Here is a 19,456-nt window from a genome sequence, read left to right as displayed (position 1 = left end):
TGAATTGGGTGAATAATAATTGGTATGGATACGTACGATTTACGAAGCTGCACTGAAGAGGACTTAAGACAAGTCTGCCAGGAACTGGGGCTGAAGCGGTTCCGAGCCTTGCAGTTGTTTCAATGGGTTCAGCAAAAGGCAGTGCGATCTTGGAGTGAAATAAGCAATATTGGCAAAGAAGACCGTTTGGCATTATCCTCCCGCTTGCAGCTTCAGCCACTGGAACGCGTGAAGGAGCAGCGCTCGGTTGATGGAACGCGCAAGTATTTATTCCGTCTGGCTGACGGGGAACTAATTGAGTGTGTTTTGATGGATTATGCGCGGGAACAGTCCAGGGACAGGCATACTGTTTGCGTTTCCACTCAGGTAGGCTGTGCGGTAGGGTGCGCCTTTTGTGCTACAGGCATGGAGGGTTTGCGCAGAAACCTGACGGCGGGAGAGATTCTGGGTCAAGTATTGGATATAACTCGTTTTATCCGTCAGGAAGATCCCGATTTTCAGGTGACCAACGTTGTCTTTATGGGCATGGGTGAGCCGCTGCTGAATTATGAGCAAGTGCTCAGAGCAATCTCGCTTATGAATCAGGAGCGGGGCTTAAATATCGGTATGCGGCGGATGACCGTTTCGACGAGTGGTGTCGTTCCTCAAATCATCCAACTGGCCAGGGACAACTCCCAGGTGGGTCTGGCCGTTTCACTGCACGCGGCGGATGATGAGACAAGAAACCGGCTGGTTCCTATGAATCGCCGTTATCCTTTGGCCCAGCTCATGGAGGCGTGCCGCGAATATACAACAATCACTCGTCGGAGAATTACCTTTGAGGTGGCCTTAACTGCCGACAACGCCAATCGCGAGCAGGCCGAGGCCCTTGTCCGCTTGTTGAAAGGCCAATTGGGACATGTCAATTTGATTCCGGTAAATCCGGTGGCGGGAACCGGTTTAGAACGCCCCGATTTAGAAAAACTTAAGAGATTCGCTCATAGCTTAGAAGCGGGAGGGATTTCCGTTTCTTGGCGTGAGGAGCGGGGCACAGACATAAACGCAGCTTGTGGTCAACTTCGACGACAGTGGAGGGTGGGAAACAATGAATCTATTGGCACGATTTGAAGGAATGGCCGAGTTTCTTTTTACAGGTGCTTTCAAAAAAGGGGGAGCTCGGCTTCAACCGGTAGAACTTGCTAAAGAACTGGCTAAAGCTATGCTTAGAAATAAGCAGATTAGTATTTCTCAAGTATATGTGCCGAATATTTACCGAGTTTATCTGCATTCCAGCGATTGGGGCCCTTTAGCTAGTTTTGGCGAAGTTTTTCTCATTGAATTATCGAAGTATTTATACGCTGAAGCCCAACGTGAAGGCTATACCTTCTTATCCAAACCGGCCATCGAGCTGCATTCGGATGACACTGTCAATCCCCGGGAAATGATTATAGAAGTCGATTTTGATGATTCCATCGATGTAGACTGGGGAGATGACGAAGAAAAGGAAAATGACTCTCCGAATGAATCGAATTGGCGTGAAAGCACAACGATCTTCAGAGAAGGTGTCAAGACAAACTTGAAGCTTGAGAACAGCTTAGGAAGGAATTCAGATTACTTTCTCGAAATTATAGAAGGACCGGATTTAGGTCAGTCCTTTAATTTGACCGGTGCTGCTGTTTTTATCGGGCGGCATGGACAGTGTGACCTTGTTCTCCATGATCCCGAGGTCTCTAGGCGGCATTTAAAGATTGCCTCCGGAGAAAATGGGTGGTGGCTTGATGATTTGGGGAGTACTAACGGTTCCTTGGTAAACGGTCAAAGGATTACTCATCAGACAGTAGCTCCAGGTGATCGCATCCAAATTGGACAAAGTGTTCTGGTTATTCAAAAAACCCCTTTGCCGTGATGCGGTTGGCTGACTGTCGGGTGTACTCTCTGATTAGTGAATTTGGAGGGTTGTATGCAAGTTGTTACAGTGATCGGACGACTGGTTTTTGTCGCCTTAATCTATCTTTTCATTTTTAGAATTTTTACGGCGCTTTTGGCAGACCTGCAGTTTAAGGGGATGTTTCAGCGTTCCAATCAAGAATTCGGACGGTTAGAAGTTTTAACAGGCACAGAAACCCTTTCCAGAGGCCGGATTTTCAAGGTTGATGGGAAAGGACTGCGTTTAGGACGCGGAAAGCATAATGATATTGTTTTACCAGATCATTTTGCTTCAATCGATCATGCCGTTTTTCGCTGCCAAAAGGGACAAACCTTTGTTGAAGACCTTGGAAGCACGAATGGTACATGGGTAAACGGCGAGCAAATTCATTCTCCGGTTCAATTGGTGGCCGGAGATTATGTGAAAATTGGAAGTATCACATTCCAATACTCGAGGTGGCAAAATGAGAGTGCTAAGCTTTAGTGAAAAAGGATGTATTCGCAAAAATAATGAAGATTCCTTTTTAGTGTTATCTGATCAGGGAATTTTCGCCGTGGCCGATGGCATGGGAGGACATCGGGCCGGAGAGATTGCTTCTTCGACGGCCCTGCGTGAATTGGAAAAACTGGCTCCTGAGTTGAAAGATCAGACGGATCAAGATTTGGAAGGCTGGCTCGTTGAATCCTTTGCTCAGGCCAACCGGGTAGTTTATGAATCTTCGACAACAGAGCCCGAAAATGCAGGAATGGGTACGACTCTTACAGTGCTGCTCGTCAGGGGCTTAAAGGCTGTCATTGCTCATGCCGGAGACAGCCGGGCCTACCTTTGGCGCAATGAAGAGTTGACAGCCTTGACGAAAGACCACTCTCTGGTGGGCGAGCTGGTGCGTTTAGGTCAAATTTCTTTGGAAGAAGCCGAAAAACATCCGCAACGTCATGTTTTAATGCGCGCAGTCGGTGCTGATCAGGAAATTGAAGTGGATTGTCAGAGAATTACCCTGCAACCGGATGATGTTTTCCTTTTATGTACGGATGGGGTCTCCAATGTAATCAGTGAGCAGGAATTGTTTGCGGAATTTAAAGAACCGGGCACTTGGGAAGAACGGCTGGAACGCTTGCGGCAGCTTATCTTAGAGCGGGGTGCACCGGATAATTTCACAGCTTTATGCTGTATTATGGAGTAAGCCAATGATTCATCGTTTCGTCTCGCGCCTCATAATTATAGGAATGATGTGGCTGGGATTCGGCCTGCTGAAATGGGGAGGAGAAAAAAACCAACTCCTTTGGCAGACCATTATGTTTACGGCCATTGTCCTTTTAGGAAGCTTGCTGGAAGAGGTTCTTAATTACCAAGGGGACCCCTATGTCCTTCCGGTTGTTCAGGCTATTATGGCTTTAGGGCTTGTTTTTTTAGTGCGGATCAGCCCTGAATCAGCTTTGCGCCAGTTTTGGTGGGCCAATATCGGACACTTGATTTTCTATTCCGTATTATGGGTTATGCGCGATTATCGCCGGTTGAGCAGGTTTCGCTATCTCTGGGGATTGCTGGCCGTGGCCCTGCTGTTGATCACCCTTGTCTTTGGCTTTGCGGCGGGCGGCGCAACCAGCTGGCTGAGAATCGCGGGCGTTGGCGTTGAGCCTGAGGAGTTTGTGAAACTCGCTCTGCTTTTATTTATGGCGACCTATTTGGAACAAAATGAAGAATTATTGCGGGTCGGAACTGTGCAATGGGGGAAATTCTCGCTGCCGGATTGGCGGACTTTAGGACCTTTTCTGGTTATGGCCGCTTTTTCTCTTGGCCTGTTAGGCGCTCAGAAAAGCCTTGGAACCGCCCTGGTTTTTTATGCACTGTTTGTTTTTATGATCTACATTGTAACAGAACGTGCTCTATACCTGATGATATCGGCGCCGATTTTTCTTGTGGTCGGAAGCGCGGGCTACCTGCTTTTCAGGCACGTGCGCGTCAGGGTTTTGGTTTGGCTGAATCCTTGGCAGGACCCTACGGGTATGGGCTATCAAATTGCCCAATCCTTGTTTGCCATCAGTGGGGGAAAGATTTTGGGGACAGGATTAGGCAACGGGATAGGGGCTGCGACAGTGCCGGCAGCAAGCACAGACTTTATCTTTTCCGTCATTGCGGAAGAGCTTGGTTTTGCGGGGGCCATGGCCGTCCTGGTTCTTTTTCTCATCGTGGTGATGAGGGCTTTTTCTATAAGCTTAAAAGCGAAAGATCGCTTTGGACAGATTTTAGCGGCGGGGATTGGCATTCTTCTGGGGACGGAGACCTTAATTATTCTGGCCGGTGTCACTAAATTGCTTCCTTTGACCGGGATACCGCTGCCTTGGGTAAGTTATGGCGGAAGTTCCTTACTTGTTCATTTTATCCTTCTTGGGGTATTGCTGAATATTTCCAATGCCACCGCGGTGGGTTCCCAGCGCAGTAAGGCAAGAGGAAGGGAGTATGCAACATAATGCGAGGGGTACGTCGCGTAGCACTTGGTATAGCGTTTAGTTTCTTTGTTTTGAGTCTGGGGCTTGTTTATTGGCAGGTTGTCCGGTCGGACACTCTCTTGGAAAATCCGGCTAACCGGCGCTTAATTCTCATGGAAAGCCGCGTGACTCGTGGAGGAATTTTTGATCGCAACGGCGAAATAATAGCACAAACTCAGACGATCAAGGGAAAAAAGGTTCGAGTCTATCCTCAAGGCGAAATGTACGAGCCTACTCTTGGCTATTCGTCCGTTCAGCTCGGCGCCTCGGGCCTGGAAGGAACTCTGGCTAATTGGCTTATGGGAATTAAAAACGCGACGGCTACGCAAACAGTTCAGCAGCTTTTTTCTCTTCCCCGCCAAGGGGATGATGTAGTTCTCACGCTGGATTCTCACCTGCAGAGTGTTGCTTATAACGCCCTTAAAGGGAAAATGGGCGCGGCTATTGCCATAGACCCTCAGACCGGTGAAGTGCTGGCTTTGGTGAGCCAGCCCGGGTTTGATCCGACAAACTTAGAAAGTCATTGGAAAGACATTATCAATCAGACGCGCGAGAGACCCTTGGAAAACCGTGCTTTTTCTCTTTTTCCACCGGGCTCGATCATGAAAGTCGTGACCTCCGCCGCCTTATTCAGGAGTGGAATAAACACTACGGATCTTTACAACTGTACAGGGTCTACGGTGATTAACGGCCAGGTTATTCCGGAGCAAGATGATAAAGCTCATGGCTGGGTTAACTATAATATGGCTTTAGCCGACTCCTGCAACACTTACTTTGCAACGTTCGGGGTTCAGGCAGGGGATAAAAGTTTTCTCTCGGCAGCCAAAGGCTTCGGTTTTGGTCAAAAGATTCCTTTTGAACTTAATGTTCCTTTGAGTCAAATAACAAATGCCGCTAAAGTTCCTGACTCTTTGTCAATAAATCTCCTTGCGGCCAGTGCCTTCGGCCAAGGGGAAGTTTTGGTTACTCCCTTTCAAATGGCTTTGATTACGGCAGGGATCGCCAATCATGGCGTGATCATGACTCCTCACATTGTGGAACGAGTGCTTGATCCTTCCCAGAATGTACAATTTGAACAACAACCTCAGCCTTGGTTAACTGCACTTTCCAAAGAAGAGGCGGATAAGATTACAAGTGCTATGATAACGGCCGTAACTGATGGCACAGCTTCTCCCGGGGCTTTGCCGGACGTTCAGGTAGCGGCTAAAACGGGTTCGGCGGAGCCGGGGGGGAACCAGACGACACATGCCTGGTACATTGCTTTTGCACCGGCTGCGACCCCCCGAATTGCGGTGGCTGTTTTCGTAGAACATGGTGGAACTGGAGGAGGGGCAGCTGCGCCCATTGCGCGACAAATTATGCAAGAAGCATTAGCCAGAAAGTAGGTGCATTTAGTGAGTAAAATCTTCGGAGGACGATATGAGGTTTTAGAGCGCATTGGGGCTGGCGGAATGGCGATTGTCTATAAAGCTAAGGACCAACTGCTTAATCGTGTCGTGACGATCAAAGTGCTTCGAGAGCAGTTTGCCACGGATGAAGACTTTATTCGCCGATTTCGCAGGGAAGCCCAAGCCGTCGCCAGCTTATCCCATCCTAATATCGTCTCTGTTTATGATGTTGGCAAAGAAGGGGATACCGAATATATCGTTATGGAATATGTGGAGGGGCGAAATCTCAAAGAAATTATTCGCGAATATGCTCCCTTATCCACGGACCAGACGATTAATCTTGCCCGTCAAATTACCGGAGCCATTCAAAACGCCCATGAGCATCACATTATTCATAGGGATATAAAACCGCACAATATTTTGGTTACGGCGGACGGGCGGGCAAAAGTTACGGATTTCGGCATTGCCAGAGCCGTTTCCTCGGCAACCGTAACGCATACGGGAGACATTATTGGCTCTGTTCATTACCTGTCGCCCGAACAGGCTAAAGGACTGCAAAGCAATGAACAGTCGGATATTTATTCCTTGGGGATTATTCTCTATGAATTAATAACCGGTAAAGTCCCTTATGACGGTGAGACTCCGATTGCCATTGCTCTTAAGCACCTTCAGGAACAACCAACGCTGCCCAGCAAGATTAACCCCCGTGTTGACAAGGAATTGGAGCAAGTCATCATGAGGGCCATTGCTAAGTCACCGGAACAACGCTATTCTTCGGCCAAGGACCTGTTGGAAGATCTGAACCATCTTCTTGCCGGACGTCCCATTACCCGACCCGAAGTATATCAGGCGGACGACCTGGAGGCTACGCAGACTCACCAGGGTATGGGCAAAATCCTGGCTCCTATTGCAGTGCGTGATCAGGAAGCGGAAAAAGAGTTGGGTCCCGTGAAGAAGAAAAGGAAAAAACGTTGGCTGTGGATCACGGGAGGGCTCGTCGCAGTTCTTCTTGTGCTGGGTGTAATCGCCTTTAAAAGCTACTTTATGGTCAGTTTGACCAAAGTTCCGGATGTCGTTGGCAAGACGGTGCCGGTGGCCGGAGAGTATATTAAATCCTCCGGATTAACGCTCAATCCGACTGTCAAGCATGCCAACAGTGATAAGTTCCAGAACGGTGTCATCATGGAACAGGACCCTGCGGCGGGTTCAACGGTTAAAGAAAGCCGGGAAATTCAAGTGACGGTAAGCGATGGTCCGAATACCGGGCAGTTCCCGGACGTGTCCACCACCGGGTCGATGACTCAGGCCGACGCTGAAAACATGATTCAGAACGCAGGCTTTACAGGTAAAATAACCGTTGATACCAAGCCCAGTGCGACAGTGCCTAAAGGGTATGTCACGGGTCAAAACCCGATGCCTGGTGCGACTTGGGCCAAAAGCAGTCCGATTAATTTGACAGTCAGCGACGGGCCTTCTTTGGTGATGATTAACATGCCCAATGTGATTAATAAATCTTCCGCTGATGCCCAGGCTATACTCCAGCAAAATAATTTGTTTCCCCTGATGGAGACACAGGATTCTATGACCATTCCTAAGGATGTCGTCATCAGCACCACTCCCAATCCCGGAGAAATGATCCAGCAAGGGAGCCAGGTAACGGTGATCGTTTCCCGCGGACCCGGACCTGTTGCTCTAAAAATTGATAAGGACGCCACCACCATGCTTGCTCAGATCTTAAGCCTAATACCTAATAAGAACAATAAAGGTCATCACGGCAAGCCTTAAGCGGCAGGGTTGCCGCTGCCAAATGATTAGTGAGGAAATTGGAATGATCGAAGGAGTTTTACTAAAAGGATACGGCGGATTTTATTATGTTTATGCGGAAGACCGGGTATGGGAATGTTCTCTGCGCGGTCGTTTTCGCATCAAAGACCAGGATTTTCTGCCGGGGGACCGGGTGCGAATCTTGCCCGAAGGAGACAGCAAGGCCCGAATTGAGAGCGTGGAACCCAGACTTAACTTTTTGACTCGGCCAACCGTCGCCAATGTCGATCAGGCACTTCTCGTTTTTGCCATGACCTCTCCCAAGCCTGATCTGAATCTCTTAGACCGCTTGCTAATTCAGGTCGCAGACTCGGAAATTAAACCGCTTCTGGTTTTTACTAAATTGGACAAATACCTGGAAGAAACTGTGCAAACTGACTCGGAGGGGCGGTATCTGATCGCGGATGTTTACCGCCAAATAGGTTACACTGTGTTTGAAGTATCCAACAAAACAGGGATAGGCATCCAGGAACTCAGAAACCATTTAACTGAGAAGATCAGTGTTTTAGCCGGGCCTTCCGGCTCGGGAAAGTCAAGTCTTTTTAACGCATTATCTAATGGCAAGCAATTAAAAACAGGTGAAATAAGTCAGAAGTCGAAGCGGGGGCGTCATACGACTCGTCATGTTGAGCTGATGGTCTGTGCCGGAGGATTAGTGGCAGATACACCGGGTTTTTCCTCTCTCTTTCTGCCGAAAATGAAACGTGAGGACTTGGCCGATTACTTTCCGGAATTTGCCGAGCGCCGGGGAGAATGCCGCTTTAGCAGCTGTTTGCACGATAAAGAACCTAATTGCGCCATTAAAGCTGCCCTGGAAAAGGGGGAGATCTCCGGCACCCGCTATGAACATTACCGAGTATTTTTGCAAGAAGTGATAGCCGCTGAAAGGAGATATTAAAATGATTCAACTTGCCCCATCCATTTTATCCGCCGATTTTTCCCGCTTAGGGGAACAAGTGCACCTGATTGAGGAGGCCGGTGCTGAGGTTTTACATATTGATGTCATGGACGGACATTTTGTTCCGAATCTTACCTTTGGACCTGCGCTGGTTAAAGCCCTCAGGCCGCACTCGAAAATGCGCTTTGATGTGCATTTGATGGTAGAAGAGCCGGAACGCTTTATTTCTGAGTTTGCCGCCGCCGGTGCGGATCATATTACGTTCCACCTGGAAGCGTCGCAACATGTCCACCGTGTGGTGCAGCAAATTAAAGAACTGGGCCTTACGGCCGGGATCGCGCTTAATCCGGCAACCCAATTGGACGGCCTCAAGTACATCCTGGAAGATTTGGATATGGTACTGCTAATGACCGTTAATCCCGGTTTCGGCGGACAAAAATTCATCCCGAATGTTTTGCCGAAAATCCAGGTTCTGCATCACCATATTGAGCATAAGCAATCCCCTTGCCAGATTGAGGTGGATGGGGGAATTAACCTGGAGACAGCGGCACAGGTTGTTTTAGCGGGAGCCGATATCTTGGTCGCCGGATCTGCCGTGTTTGATCAGGCGGACCCCAAACTTGCCGTAGAAAGGCTTCGCCAAGCGGCAAGTTTAACTCGGAGTGAATAAAATGATCATAGCGGTATTAGCAAATGGCGCTTGGGATTCGGAATGGGGAAAACAGGCTTTGGAAAAAGCCGATTATTTGATCTGTGCTGATGGCGGCGCGAATCACGCTTTGAGCTTGGGGTTTATGCCGGATCGGCTTATCGGGGACCTGGATTCGATTTTACCGGAGTATTTGCTGCAGTGCCAAGAGGCCGACTGCCTGATTGAACGCTATCCTCGTGAAAAAGACGAGACCGACTTGGAGCTGGCACTTTTACAGGCCCAAAAAAAAGCAATGCTTGAAGGCGAGCGTGATATTTGGCTTTACGGTGGGACCGGTAAACGAATTGACCATTTCCTGGGCAATTTATCTCTTATGCTGGCTTATGCTCACCAAGGATATCGCATTCGTTTAGCTGATCCCTGGCATGAAATGTGGGTTTTTCACGGGAATGAAAAAATCCGGACATTTCAGGGACAGGAGTTATCTTTGATAGCGCTTTCCGAGAAGGCTGTTGTCAGTACCAGAGGATTGTATTATCCTTTGGATCATGGGGTTTTGCGTCAGGACATTCCTCGTGGGGTGAGTAATGTTTGTCTCGGAGAGGAGGTTGGGATCGAGGTGCATGAAGGATGGGTTTTATTAATTTTGCTTAAAGATGGGAGGGTGTGATTTGCGCCGCTCACCACAGCGCCATCGCTGGCACACTTGATTGCGAGGAGAGCGGGGCAAAACCTCCGGGCAATACTGAAGTGAACCATTGCCCCGCTGACTCCTCACAATCCAAGCGCACCGGACGCGACTCTGCTGAATGGATTCGCTCTGCAAATCACACCCTCCCGGTTAGGGGGTCGACGGGGGTAGGGACGGGCAGGATGGGCTTTGGAGCGGGAACGAAAGGGACGGCGTTGGGGCGCTGTGGGCGCCTTGGGGACGTGAATATAAGTTGGATTATAATATTTTAAATAAAGGGACGAACGATGAATGCAACAGGATGAACTTTGGATTGGCACAATGCTTGAAGGTAAGGCACGTTGGGTTGCGGTGAGGACGACGGATACGGTGGAGGAGGCTCGGCAACGTCATAATTTGTCGCCGGTTGCCGCCGCGGCTTTAGGCCGTTTAATGACAGGTACGCTTATTTTAGCGAGCTCCTTGAAAGGTGAGGAGAGCATTACTCTGCGCTTGTTGGGGGACGGTCCTCTGCAGGGGGTTGTAAGCGTAGGCAATGCTCAGGGAGAAGTCCGGGGGTATGTCCGGGAACCGTGGGTGGATTTGCCGCTTAAGCCTTCCGGTAAACTTGATGTTGCGGCTGCTGTAGGAGCGGGTGAACTGGCTGTCAGCCGAAGTTTACAAAATGGAGAAATTTATACGGGGATGGTTCCGCTGGTGAGCGGGGAAATTGCGGAAGACCTTGTCCACTATTTATTGACGTCGGAACAGATTCCATCGGCGCTGCTGCTTGGAGTGCTTGTGGAAAAAGACTATCATGTGGCCGGAGCCGGCGGATTTTTGCTCCAGCCTCTGCCGGGGGCAACGGAAGAGGATATTCAAATCCTGGAAGGTTTGCTCGGACAGTTAAAGGTTGGGATTAGCGAATTAGTGGCTGAGAGTCAAAGCATGGAGCAATTGCTTGATAACTTAGTGGGGAGGCATCCCTATCAAGTCTTGGAACGCCGTTCGGTCGGCTTTTCCTGCACCTGTTCTAAAGCACGTTTAAGTGAATCTCTGATCTCTTTAGGGAAACAGGAGATTGAAAGCTTGATTGCTGATGGCAGGGCGGAAATAGTTTGTCATTTCTGTAACGAACGGTATTTATTCGCTAAAGAAGAATTAGAGGCTCTGAAGGAGAGCGTGGAGAACTAGTGGGGGAAATGAAAAAAGCCCGACAATGTCGGGCTTTGATTCTACTGCAAGAGAGTATAACTTCATTGAATACTTTCTACAGCAAAAGTACAACTGGGCGGCAGGCTGCGTTAATGGCTTGCCAGCGGCCAAGTTCTCCTTTAATTAGCTAGCGCGTTGGACTTTGCCGGAACGTAAGCATCTGGTACAAACTTTAATCCGAACAGGAGTACCGTTCACAATAGCATGAACGCTCTGCAAGTTAGGTTTCCAAGTGCGCTTTGATCTTATATGGGAGTGGCTGACTTGAAATCCGGTGACAACCCCTTTGCCGCATACTGCACAAACATTGGCCATGTTCTAAATCCTCCTTTGCAGCCGAAATGACACTTATGTATTTTATCAAAAGTCTGAGAGATTGGCAAGGTTTTCCCATTTAATTTTGCCGAATGCCAGAATCTCAAACTATTTTCTTTGTTTTTGGCTAAATATCTAAATTTTTCTTTGCTCATTTGGCATTTACTTGGTAAAATGTGATCTGTGTAAACTAAGCTGATGGAGGAGGGTCCTTTATGGGAAAGGAAATAATAAATAGCTTAGGGAAAATCGAGATTTCGGAAGAGGTAATCGCGACAATTGCCGGTGCCACGGCAGTGGAATGCTATGGCTTGGTGGGTATGGCTTCACGTAAAATCACCGATGGATTTGTAGATTTACTGGGGCGTGAGAATTTGGCCAGAGGGGTCGTAGTATCCATCAAAGACAATGAAGTTATGATCGACCTCCATATTGTTGTAGGGTATGGCGTGAGAATTTCCCAAGTTGCCGCTAATGTTATGGAACGCGTCCGTTATACCACGGAGAAACTTACGGGATTAAACGTGTCCCATGTGAATGTGAACGTTCAGGGTGTTCGCGTTTTAGAGTAGTGCAGAAGAGTAGGGGGATACTGTTTTGAGACCAGGTTCAAATATAAAGAGCGTTTTGAGTGCGCAAGAATGGAAACAAATGATGACAGCCGGCGCACAGGCACTGGAACTTAAGAAGCAGGAAGTCGATGCCTTGAATGTTTTCCCAGTGCCGGATGGGGATACGGGAACGAACATGTTCTTAACGATTCAATCCGCGGCCAGAGACGCAGATAAGGTGGCGGGAGCTTCGATTAGTGATATCGCCACAGCTGCCTCAATGGGCTCTTTAATGGGTGCGCGCGGAAATTCGGGGGTTATTCTTTCCCAGCTTCTGAGAGGGATTGCCAAGGGGCTGGAAGGGCTTGTTTCCGCCAATTCTCTTCAACTGGCGCAGGCCTTACAGGCAGGGGTAGATACTGCTTATAAGGCGGTTATGAGACCTGTTGAAGGGACGATTCTTACGGTTTCCCGGGAGACGGCGCGAGCAGCGGTAAATAAAGCCAAAACGGGCGGGTCGCTTTTAGAAACTCTGCAAGAGGCTCACAAAAAGGGGTTGGAATGTCTCGCCAAAACTCCGGAGATGTTACCGGTTTTAAAACAAGCGGGCGTGGTAGATGCAGGGGGACAAGGATTTCTCATCATCTTTGAGGGATGGATAGGGGCTTTGAGCGGAGAAGCGGTAATGGCGGAAGGATTCCGACAGGAACAAAAGCCCGTTCTGGAACACTCTGGATCTAGCGGATCAAAACAGGACTTTATCCAGGTTGAGAATTTAGAGTTTCCGTACTGCACGGAATTTTTGGTTAAGGGAACGGATTTGCAGGTAGATCAGATACGTCAGGATTTATATAACCGTGGGGATTGTTTGCTTGTAGTCGGAACTCCTGAAGTGGTAAAGATCCATATTCATGTCAAAAATCCCGGTAAAATCCTAGACTACGCAATTCAGTGGGGTTCACTGCACCAAGTTCAAATTCACAATATGTTAGAACAAAATGAAGCTATGGCTCATGCTCTGAAGTCGGAGACAGCCGAATCTGTGGAGGACTTGAATGATAAGGTTGCCCCGGCAGATCAGCCTTTAAAAGAGTTTGGCGTGGTTGCAGTTGCTATGGGAAAGGGAATTGCGGATGTTTTTCTTAGTTTAGGTGTTGATGAGGTCGTCTTTGGCGGACAAACGATGAACCCGAGTACGGAGGATATAGTGAGTGCGGTCCGCAAAGTTCAGGCCCGTCAGGTATTTATACTCCCTAACAATGGAAATATTATTTTAGCGGCACGTCAGGTGAAGGATCTGGTCACGGACCGCAAGGTCCACGTAATTCCCACTAAGTCCATACCACAGGGAATTTCAGCGCTTCTGAATTTAAACCCTGAAGGAGAAGCCGCTGATAACCTTCAGAATATGGAACGTTCCTTGGAGAAAGTTCGTTCCGGTGAAGTGACTTATGCAGTTCGGGATTCACAATTTGGAGATTTAGCGATTGCCGCCGGAGATATCTTAGGCTTAGTTGAGGATACAATTGTAGAAACAGGTCAAACTCTTTTGGAAGTTGCCAAAAGGACCCTGGAAAAAATGGATTGGAAAGAGCACGATTTGGTTACCATATTCTATGGTGAAGATACGGAGCCTCAAGAGGTAGAACGGCTTAAAACCTGGCTGCAGGAAGAAGATTCGAATGTGGAGGTTGAGGTCCACCCCGGTAAACAACCACTCTACTATTATATTTTTGGTGTGGAATAGGTTAACCTCCGGATTTTCCGGAGGTTTTCTTTACCTCAGGATTATAAAGAAGACTTGATTCAGGTGAAGGTTTAACTCCATCTGATTCTTAGTCGCCCTTATCCAGGGACTTAGCCGCTCTTAACTCACCGCTTGCAGAAGCGGGAGGCTTATGGGGGATTAGTCGTCGGATAAAAAGCTGTTTACCTTGGTCAGAGAGCTGAGTTATATTGGGGAGATGGAATAGTGAGTAAGAGTAATGTTTTTGATCTTCTTGGTCCTATTATGGTAGGGCCATCAAGTTCCCATACCGCCGGTGCCGTCCGCTTAGGCGCGATGGCCAGAAAGATTCTCGGCGAAGAGCCGCTTGAAGGAATTATAACTCTCCACGGCTCCTTTGCCCAAACGGGAAAGGGTCATGGAACCAATTTAGCCTTAATCGCCGGCCTTCTGGGCCTGGCTCCGGATGATGAGCGAATTCCGGAGGCGCCTGAAATAGCCCGGGAACGTGGTTTCAAAGTCCGATTTGAAACGGCCGACCTTGGGGATGTCCATCCCAACACAGTAAAGTTTGATTTACTGGGACGGGAAGGAAGGATTCAAGTTGTAGGGTCCTCCATCGGGGGAGGAACCATCCTGATTCGGCAAATCGATAATTTTCCCGTAGAAATTCGGGGAGATTACCCAACCCTGGTAATTTTACATCAGGATTTACCGGGGGTTGTGGCGCAAGTGACCTTGCTCTTGACAACCGCCCAGATAAATATAGCCCGCATGCGGGTGTCCAGGGAGAAGAAGGGAGCACAGGCCCTTATGGTTTTAGAGACGGATCAAAAGATCGACGAAGCCGTGCTTGGTCTAACCCGGAGACTTCCGAGTATTAAGCAAGCCTTGGCGATTGAACCACTGGAATAGGAGGGGTAGCAAGATGCGCGCTTATGAAGATTGGGTTGTTGAGGCCGAGAACAAAGGGCTGAAAATTTGCGATGTCGTTCTGCAAAATCAAGTCGATGACTTGGAGCAAACCGAGCAGGCTCTTCGGGAACGCATGGCTAAAAATCTTAAGGTCATGAGAGAGTCCGTCAACGCCGGTTTGAGTGGCAAGCGCCGTTCGGTATCTGGCTTGGTTGGGGGAGATGCCGCAAAAGTCGAAGAACGTCGGAGAACCGGAACAACTTTGATCGGTGAGCGAATGAGCGGGGCAATAGCTAGGGCTTTAGCCGTAGCTGAAGTCAACGCTTCCATGGGGAAAATTGTCGCAGCCCCCACGGCCGGCTCTTGCGGGGTTTTGCCTGCAGTTCTTCTGACGGTGGAAGAGATTATGCACCCTGATGAAAAGGAACTGATAGGCGCCCTTTTCACTGCGGCGGGTTTAGGAATTATTATTACGGAGCGGGCCAATGTTTCGGGCGCTGAAGGCGGGTGTCAGGCTGAAATCGGATCAGCGGCGGCTATGGCCGCGGCCGCGGCCGTGGAATTGGCGGGGGGATCGCCAAGACAGACGGCACATGGGGCGGCCATCGCCTTAAAGTCTATGCTGGGGTTAGTTTGTGATCCCGTCGCCGGACTGGTAGAGGTACCTTGTGTCAAACGCAACGCTACCGGAGCGATGATTGCTTTGACGGCGGCGGAAATGGCTCTGGCAGGGGTGAAAAGTGCAATTCCGCTTGATGAGGTGATCGATGCGATGGCGGATATTGGCCGTCAAATGTCTTGTTCTTTAAAAGAAACTGCCCAGGGCGGCCTGGCTATAACTCCAACGGGACGAAAAATACGGACTGATTTTCTATGAAATTAAACCAGATACAGCTCGTTCTGAACAATTTTCAAAAAGCGCTTTTGGCTGAAGAAAAACAAGGCTTCATGAACACAGGGGTTTTGGGAGGATTTAATAGTTTCTTACGGGGAATCCTGCCCAGACTCGAACAATTGTTCCCTGGGTATGATATGGAATTGTTGCGAACCTTAGCTCAAAATTATCCGGCCTGGAGCCCTATGCGCCGGCGTGATGCTTTTGCGGAATTACGACGTTTTATGTTAGAGATGTTATTAGAGGCTCAAAACCGCTATAGTCAATGTGAGGTATCCGGAGGGGAAGCGGGAGCAGCTGAAGTTTTAAAAAACGCTCAAAGTCAAGAGACAGAGCTTCCGAACAGGGAAAATATAGGACCTCAGATCGCCAATGTTCATCCGGTCATTGAGAAAGAGCAAGATCACGAACACTTTGGTGACTCGGGAAAACCTGTCTGTGGGGAAACCCAAACCGACTCCAAAATTCAAATACATAAGCAAGAAAAAATCCCCGGAGAGACGGCAGGCTCTGTCAAGAAGTCCGGCGGCGGAGACAAACCGTTGCAGTATCTCAAAGGAGTGGGCCCGGAAAGAGCAAAGCAGCTTGAAAAACTGGGAATTCATAAGGTCGTCGACTTGCTTCTTTATTATCCTCGCAGGTATGAAGATCGCCGTAAAAGGCTGATTGCAGAGTTAAAGGATGGAGAAACAGCTACCTTAGCAGGGCAGGTCGTAGCGGGACAAGTTATTAAAGGCAAGCTTAAGGTGGTTAAGCTGAGCATAGAGCAGCAAGGGCGCTTAATCCAGGCAACTTGGTTTAATCAAACGTTTATTCTTAAACAATATCCCGTTGGTTCTCAAGTCGTTGTGACGGGAAAGGTTCGCTGGCAGCAACAGGTTCCGGAACTATTAGTGACAGATATTGAGATGGAGCGGGGGACTGGTTCACCGGCAATTTTGCCCGTATACTCCGAAACTGCCCGTTTATCCTCAAAAGCCATTCGCAGTATTATGCAAAATGTGTTGCCGGAAGTTGAGATTAACTTTCCCGAGATAATCCCGGATGAGGAATTGAAAAACTGGATGGCCCGAGCACAGGCGCACCGGGAGATCCATGCGCCGACAGACTATGACAGCTTAGCCAGAGCAAGAGATCGCTTGGTCTGGGAAGAGGTCCTTCTTTTGCAATTGGCCTTTGCCAGCTTGCGCCAGGGGTTAGTACGTCTTGGAAGTCCGCAGCTGACGGGTGGGGAGGAAGAGGTGCAAAGCTTCTACCAGGGCCTGCCTTTCCGGCTGACAGGAGCCCAGCAGCGGGTGATCCAGGAGATATTTGAGGATATGGCCAGGCCTCAAGGGATGGCTCGTTTAGTGCAAGGAGATGTAGGTTCGGGCAAAACGGCGGTGGCCATGGCGGCATTGCTGCGGGCGGTGGGCTCAGGATATCAGGGGGCTATGATGGCTCCTACCGAGATCCTGGCTCTGCAGCATTTTCAAGCACTTGAGAAAGTGTTCACGCCTTTGGGAATCACAGTTGTTTGCTTATTAGGCAGTCACGGTAAAGCTGAAAGAGAAGAGATTTTGGCAAAGATCGAGGATGGCAGGGCCCAGGTTGTTGTGGGAACTCATGCCTTAATTCAAGATACTGTGGTGTTTAAGGCTTTGGGCCTGGCCATTACGGATGAACAGCATCGCTTCGGAGTCCGCCAGAGATCACTGCTTCAGAATAAAGGCGAGAGTCCCCATGTCTTGGTGCTCACGGCCACACCTATTCCCAGGACGTTGGCCTTGACGCTCTATGGCGATTTACAGCTTTCTGTCCTTGATGAGATGCCTGTAGGCCGCAAACCGATCATTACCAGGAAATTAACGGAACGCAGCCGTCCGAAACTAGAAAAATTTCTTGAAGAGCAAGTAGAATTGGGCAGACAGATTTATGTTGTCTGCCCCCTTGTGGAAGAATCGGAAACCCTTGACCTCATTTCAGCGACGCAGCGAGCCGGCGAGCTTGGCAAGCGTTATCCCAACTATTGTGTGGCTTTGCTGCATGGCAAGATGAAAGGTTCGGAAAAGGAAGAGATAATGTCTGAGTTCCAAGCCGGAAACATTGATATTCTGGTAGCCACTACGGTGGTCGAAGTTGGTGTGAATATTCCCAATGCCACCGTTATGGTCATCGAATCTGCGGAGCGATTTGGTCTGGCTCAATTACATCAATTGAGAGGACGGGTTGGACGGGGGAGCGACCAATCCTATTGCTTTTTATTGTCGGGGCAAAGTTATAGCCGCCGGTTGGATATTCTGTGTCAAACGGAAGATGGCTTTAAAATTGCTGAAGAAGATATGCGGCTGCGCGGGACTGGTGAACTGCTGGGAACCCGGCAGCATGGGCTTGGGCAATTGCACCTTGCGGATCTTTCCCGAGACGGTCAACTGGTGGAAAAGGCTTATCAACTGGTCCAGAAAGCCATAAAGGATCAAAAAAAATATCGCTTGCTTTTTCAAGAAGTTGAGCGGTTGTTTCCGCCGGAAAAGATTGGCGTACATTAGAAAAAAGAAGTTGTTTGCTAAGCACATTGATTTGGATACCGCTTTTATTTTTAAAGAAACATGAACTCTTTGCCAAGAATTGCCGAGTATGAATTTCCCTGTTCCAACGAATAATAGAATCAGAAAGAAACAAAAGAGTTGAGGCGAAGCAGCAGCGATGCAGGTCTGCTGCCTTACTGAATAAATCTATGGAGGTGTAAGCTTTGACTAAGTCAACAAAACCTATGGTCCAACTCACACCGGAATTAGAGAAATTCAAGTATGAGGTTGCTCAGGAAATTGGGATAGCTAATCGCAAACACAAGAGTTTTCCTAATACGCCGCAATAACTGAGAGAAGGGTCAGGTTAATTTACTAGCCTGACCCTTTTCTATATTATTGCAGATACCGTTCATAATCTTCGCGATCAATCCCCGGGTGAAGGCTGATGGCTAATGCTCCGGCAATAATCTTGGCAGATGTCTGGATAAGGGAATCAATTTCTTTAGGAGTAACCATGAGATTTCCCTGGAAGGGTGAAAGAACTTCGTCGATAATTTTGCTTAAAGCTTCAGGCTTAATCCCTTTATATAGTTTATATAGAGAAGGGCTGGTCACAAATTCTTTAAAAATCCCTTCCACGGCGTCATGCGCTATAACGGCGGCATTGAGCACGGTTGGGAGACCAATGGCGATTACTTTGCAGCCTACGGTTTCTTCATTAATTCCGGACCTTGGGTTTCCAACTCCGGAGCCCGGATGAATGCCTGTGTCTGCGAGCTGAATACTTGTGCCAATGCGTTCTAAGGAGCCGGCGGCCAGGGCATCGATAGCAATAACCAAATCAGGCTTGACGTGGTCGACAATGCCGCGGATGATTTCCGCCGTTTCGATGCCTGTGATGCCAAGCACTCCCGGTGAAATGGCACTTACCTTGCGCATTTTGCCTTGCAAATTTTCGGGGGAAAGCTGAAAAAGGTGACGGGTTACCAAAGTTTTGCTGATTACTTGAGGACCCAGCGCATCCGGGGTGGCGTTCCAGTTTCCCAAACCGATAATCAGGATACTGGCATCTTCTTTTAATTTCATAAGGTCAATTAAGCGGTCCGCTAAGATCTGGGTAATACTATCATGAACCGTGTAATCATTATTTCGGATTTCCGGGGCATCGATGGTGACATATTGCCCTTTGGGCTTTCCAATCGCTTCGACTCCTTCGTCGGTTTCCACAGTAATAATTGTGACTGTGGCATGTTCGAGATTTTGCTCATTCATGATCACGCCGGGAATTTCTTCGCCGCTTTCCCCGCGCAGGAGCTGATGGGCTTCAACCGCTAGGTCAAGCTGAACGTTAAGTTGGCGATAAAGTTGGGATTTTTTCATGGTCTTGGCTCCTTTAGTTTTCATTTGCACCTATGTAATTCGGCAACATTGAAAAAAGTCACTGGGGCTTTGGAAGCTCCCAGTGAACAGAGAGGAAAAACGAAAGGAAGAGCTGGATGGGG

General features: G+C 48.7%; 19 protein-coding genes. 17 read left to right on the top strand and 2 right to left on the bottom strand.

The features are described from left to right. Positions 1-24: 24 nt before the first annotated feature. From rlmN to hslO, 11 genes are all read left to right on the top strand, one after another. Entirely contained in the window at positions 25-1,107 is a 1,083-nt protein-coding gene (gene rlmN / locus REC12_RS14100; RefSeq protein WP_308895501.1) for a dual-specificity RNA methyltransferase RlmN, read from the top strand. Further along, positions 1,085-1,885 carry an FhaA domain-containing protein gene (locus REC12_RS14095; RefSeq protein ID WP_308895499.1) on the top strand — a complete coding sequence of 267 codons (801 nt, stop codon included), beginning with the start codon at positions 1,085-1,087 and terminating at the stop codon, positions 1,883-1,885. Before rlmN ends, REC12_RS14095 begins: the two co-directional genes overlap by 23 nt. A gap of 54 nt (positions 1,886-1,939) precedes the next feature. After that, positions 1,940-2,389, top strand: a complete 450-nt coding sequence (locus REC12_RS14090; RefSeq protein WP_308895498.1) for an FHA domain-containing protein — start codon at positions 1,940-1,942, stop codon at positions 2,387-2,389. Continuing rightward, positions 2,370-3,089, top strand: a complete 720-nt coding sequence (locus tag REC12_RS14085; RefSeq protein ID WP_308895496.1) for a Stp1/IreP family PP2C-type Ser/Thr phosphatase — start codon at positions 2,370-2,372, stop codon at positions 3,087-3,089. The genes REC12_RS14090 and REC12_RS14085 overlap by 20 nt, the downstream gene beginning before the upstream one ends. A gap of 4 nt (positions 3,090-3,093) precedes the next feature. Continuing rightward, positions 3,094-4,377, top strand: a complete 1,284-nt coding sequence (locus REC12_RS14080; protein ID WP_308895490.1) for an FtsW/RodA/SpoVE family cell cycle protein — start codon at positions 3,094-3,096, stop codon at positions 4,375-4,377. Continuing rightward, the gene (locus tag REC12_RS14075) at positions 4,377-5,780 is read left to right on the top strand and encodes a peptidoglycan D,D-transpeptidase FtsI family protein (protein WP_308895489.1); all 1,404 of its coding nucleotides are present in this window, start codon (positions 4,377-4,379) and stop codon (positions 5,778-5,780) included. Before REC12_RS14080 ends, REC12_RS14075 begins: the two co-directional genes overlap by 1 nt. Before the next feature lie 9 nt (positions 5,781-5,789). Next, a complete protein-coding gene (gene pknB / locus REC12_RS14070) occupies positions 5,790-7,568 on the top strand; it encodes a Stk1 family PASTA domain-containing Ser/Thr kinase (RefSeq protein ID WP_308895488.1) in 1,779 nt (592 codons plus the stop codon). A 43-nt stretch (positions 7,569-7,611) separates the two neighbouring features. Next, positions 7,612-8,505 (top strand): ribosome small subunit-dependent GTPase A, encoded by an 894-nt coding sequence (rsgA, locus tag REC12_RS14065; protein WP_308895546.1) that lies wholly within the window; start codon positions 7,612-7,614, stop codon positions 8,503-8,505. Between the two features lies 1 nt (position 8,506). Next, entirely contained in the window at positions 8,507-9,175 is a 669-nt protein-coding gene (rpe, locus tag REC12_RS14060) for a ribulose-phosphate 3-epimerase (protein WP_308895487.1), read from the top strand. A gap of 1 nt (position 9,176) precedes the next feature. Continuing rightward, the gene (locus REC12_RS14055) at positions 9,177-9,827 is read left to right on the top strand and encodes a thiamine diphosphokinase (protein ID WP_308895485.1); all 651 of its coding nucleotides are present in this window, start codon (positions 9,177-9,179) and stop codon (positions 9,825-9,827) included. A gap of 312 nt (positions 9,828-10,139) precedes the next feature. Further along, the gene (gene hslO, locus REC12_RS14050; protein WP_308895484.1) at positions 10,140-11,021 is read left to right on the top strand and encodes an Hsp33 family molecular chaperone HslO; all 882 of its coding nucleotides are present in this window, start codon (positions 10,140-10,142) and stop codon (positions 11,019-11,021) included. A gap of 144 nt (positions 11,022-11,165) precedes the next feature. Here the strand turns inward: hslO and rpmB are convergent, their stop codons facing one another. After that, complete coding sequence (rpmB, locus tag REC12_RS14045) at positions 11,166-11,357, bottom strand: 50S ribosomal protein L28 (protein ID WP_308895482.1); 192 nt, start codon at positions 11,355-11,357, stop codon at positions 11,166-11,168. A 215-nt stretch (positions 11,358-11,572) separates the two neighbouring features. Here rpmB and REC12_RS14040 point away from each other — a divergent pair, with 215 nt between their 5' ends. The 6 genes from REC12_RS14040 (at position 11,573) to REC12_RS14015 (ending at position 18,301) form a co-directional block, all read left to right on the top strand. Next, the gene (locus REC12_RS14040; RefSeq protein ID WP_308895481.1) at positions 11,573-11,929 is read left to right on the top strand and encodes an Asp23/Gls24 family envelope stress response protein; all 357 of its coding nucleotides are present in this window, start codon (positions 11,573-11,575) and stop codon (positions 11,927-11,929) included. Positions 11,930-12,008: 79 nt separating this feature from the next. Beyond that, complete coding sequence (gene fakA, locus REC12_RS14035; protein WP_308895545.1) at positions 12,009-13,655, top strand: fatty acid kinase ATP-binding subunit FakA; 1,647 nt, start codon at positions 12,009-12,011, stop codon at positions 13,653-13,655. 225 nt (positions 13,656-13,880) lie between these two features. After that, entirely contained in the window at positions 13,881-14,549 is a 669-nt protein-coding gene (sdaAB, locus tag REC12_RS14030; protein ID WP_308895478.1) for an L-serine ammonia-lyase, iron-sulfur-dependent subunit beta, read from the top strand. A 13-nt stretch (positions 14,550-14,562) separates the two neighbouring features. Next, positions 14,563-15,426, top strand: coding sequence for an L-serine ammonia-lyase, iron-sulfur-dependent, subunit alpha (gene sdaAA, locus REC12_RS14025; RefSeq protein WP_308895476.1), 864 nt, complete (start codon positions 14,563-14,565; stop codon positions 15,424-15,426). After that, entirely contained in the window at positions 15,423-17,972 is a 2,550-nt protein-coding gene (recG, locus tag REC12_RS14020; protein WP_308895474.1) for an ATP-dependent DNA helicase RecG, read from the top strand. The genes sdaAA and recG overlap by 4 nt, the downstream gene beginning before the upstream one ends. Positions 17,973-18,175: 203 nt before the next feature. Further along, positions 18,176-18,301: a small, acid-soluble spore protein, alpha/beta type gene (locus tag REC12_RS14015; RefSeq protein ID WP_308895468.1), complete on the top strand. Its 126-nt coding sequence runs from the start codon at positions 18,176-18,178 to the stop codon at positions 18,299-18,301. Between the two features lie 46 nt (positions 18,302-18,347). Here REC12_RS14015 and gpr read toward each other — a convergent pair whose 3' ends face one another. Continuing rightward, on the bottom strand, positions 18,348-19,334 hold the full coding sequence (gene gpr, locus REC12_RS14010; RefSeq protein WP_308895467.1) for a GPR endopeptidase: 987 nt from the start codon (positions 19,332-19,334) through the stop codon (positions 18,348-18,350). Positions 19,335-19,456: the final 122 nt, after the last annotated feature.

It is taken from the genome of Candidatus Desulfosporosinus nitrosoreducens (assembly GCF_030954495.1).
Taxonomy (GTDB): domain Bacteria; phylum Bacillota; class Desulfitobacteriia; order Desulfitobacteriales; family Desulfitobacteriaceae; genus Desulfosporosinus; species Desulfosporosinus nitrosoreducens.
This window is presented reverse-complemented; position numbering and strand designations above follow the sequence as displayed.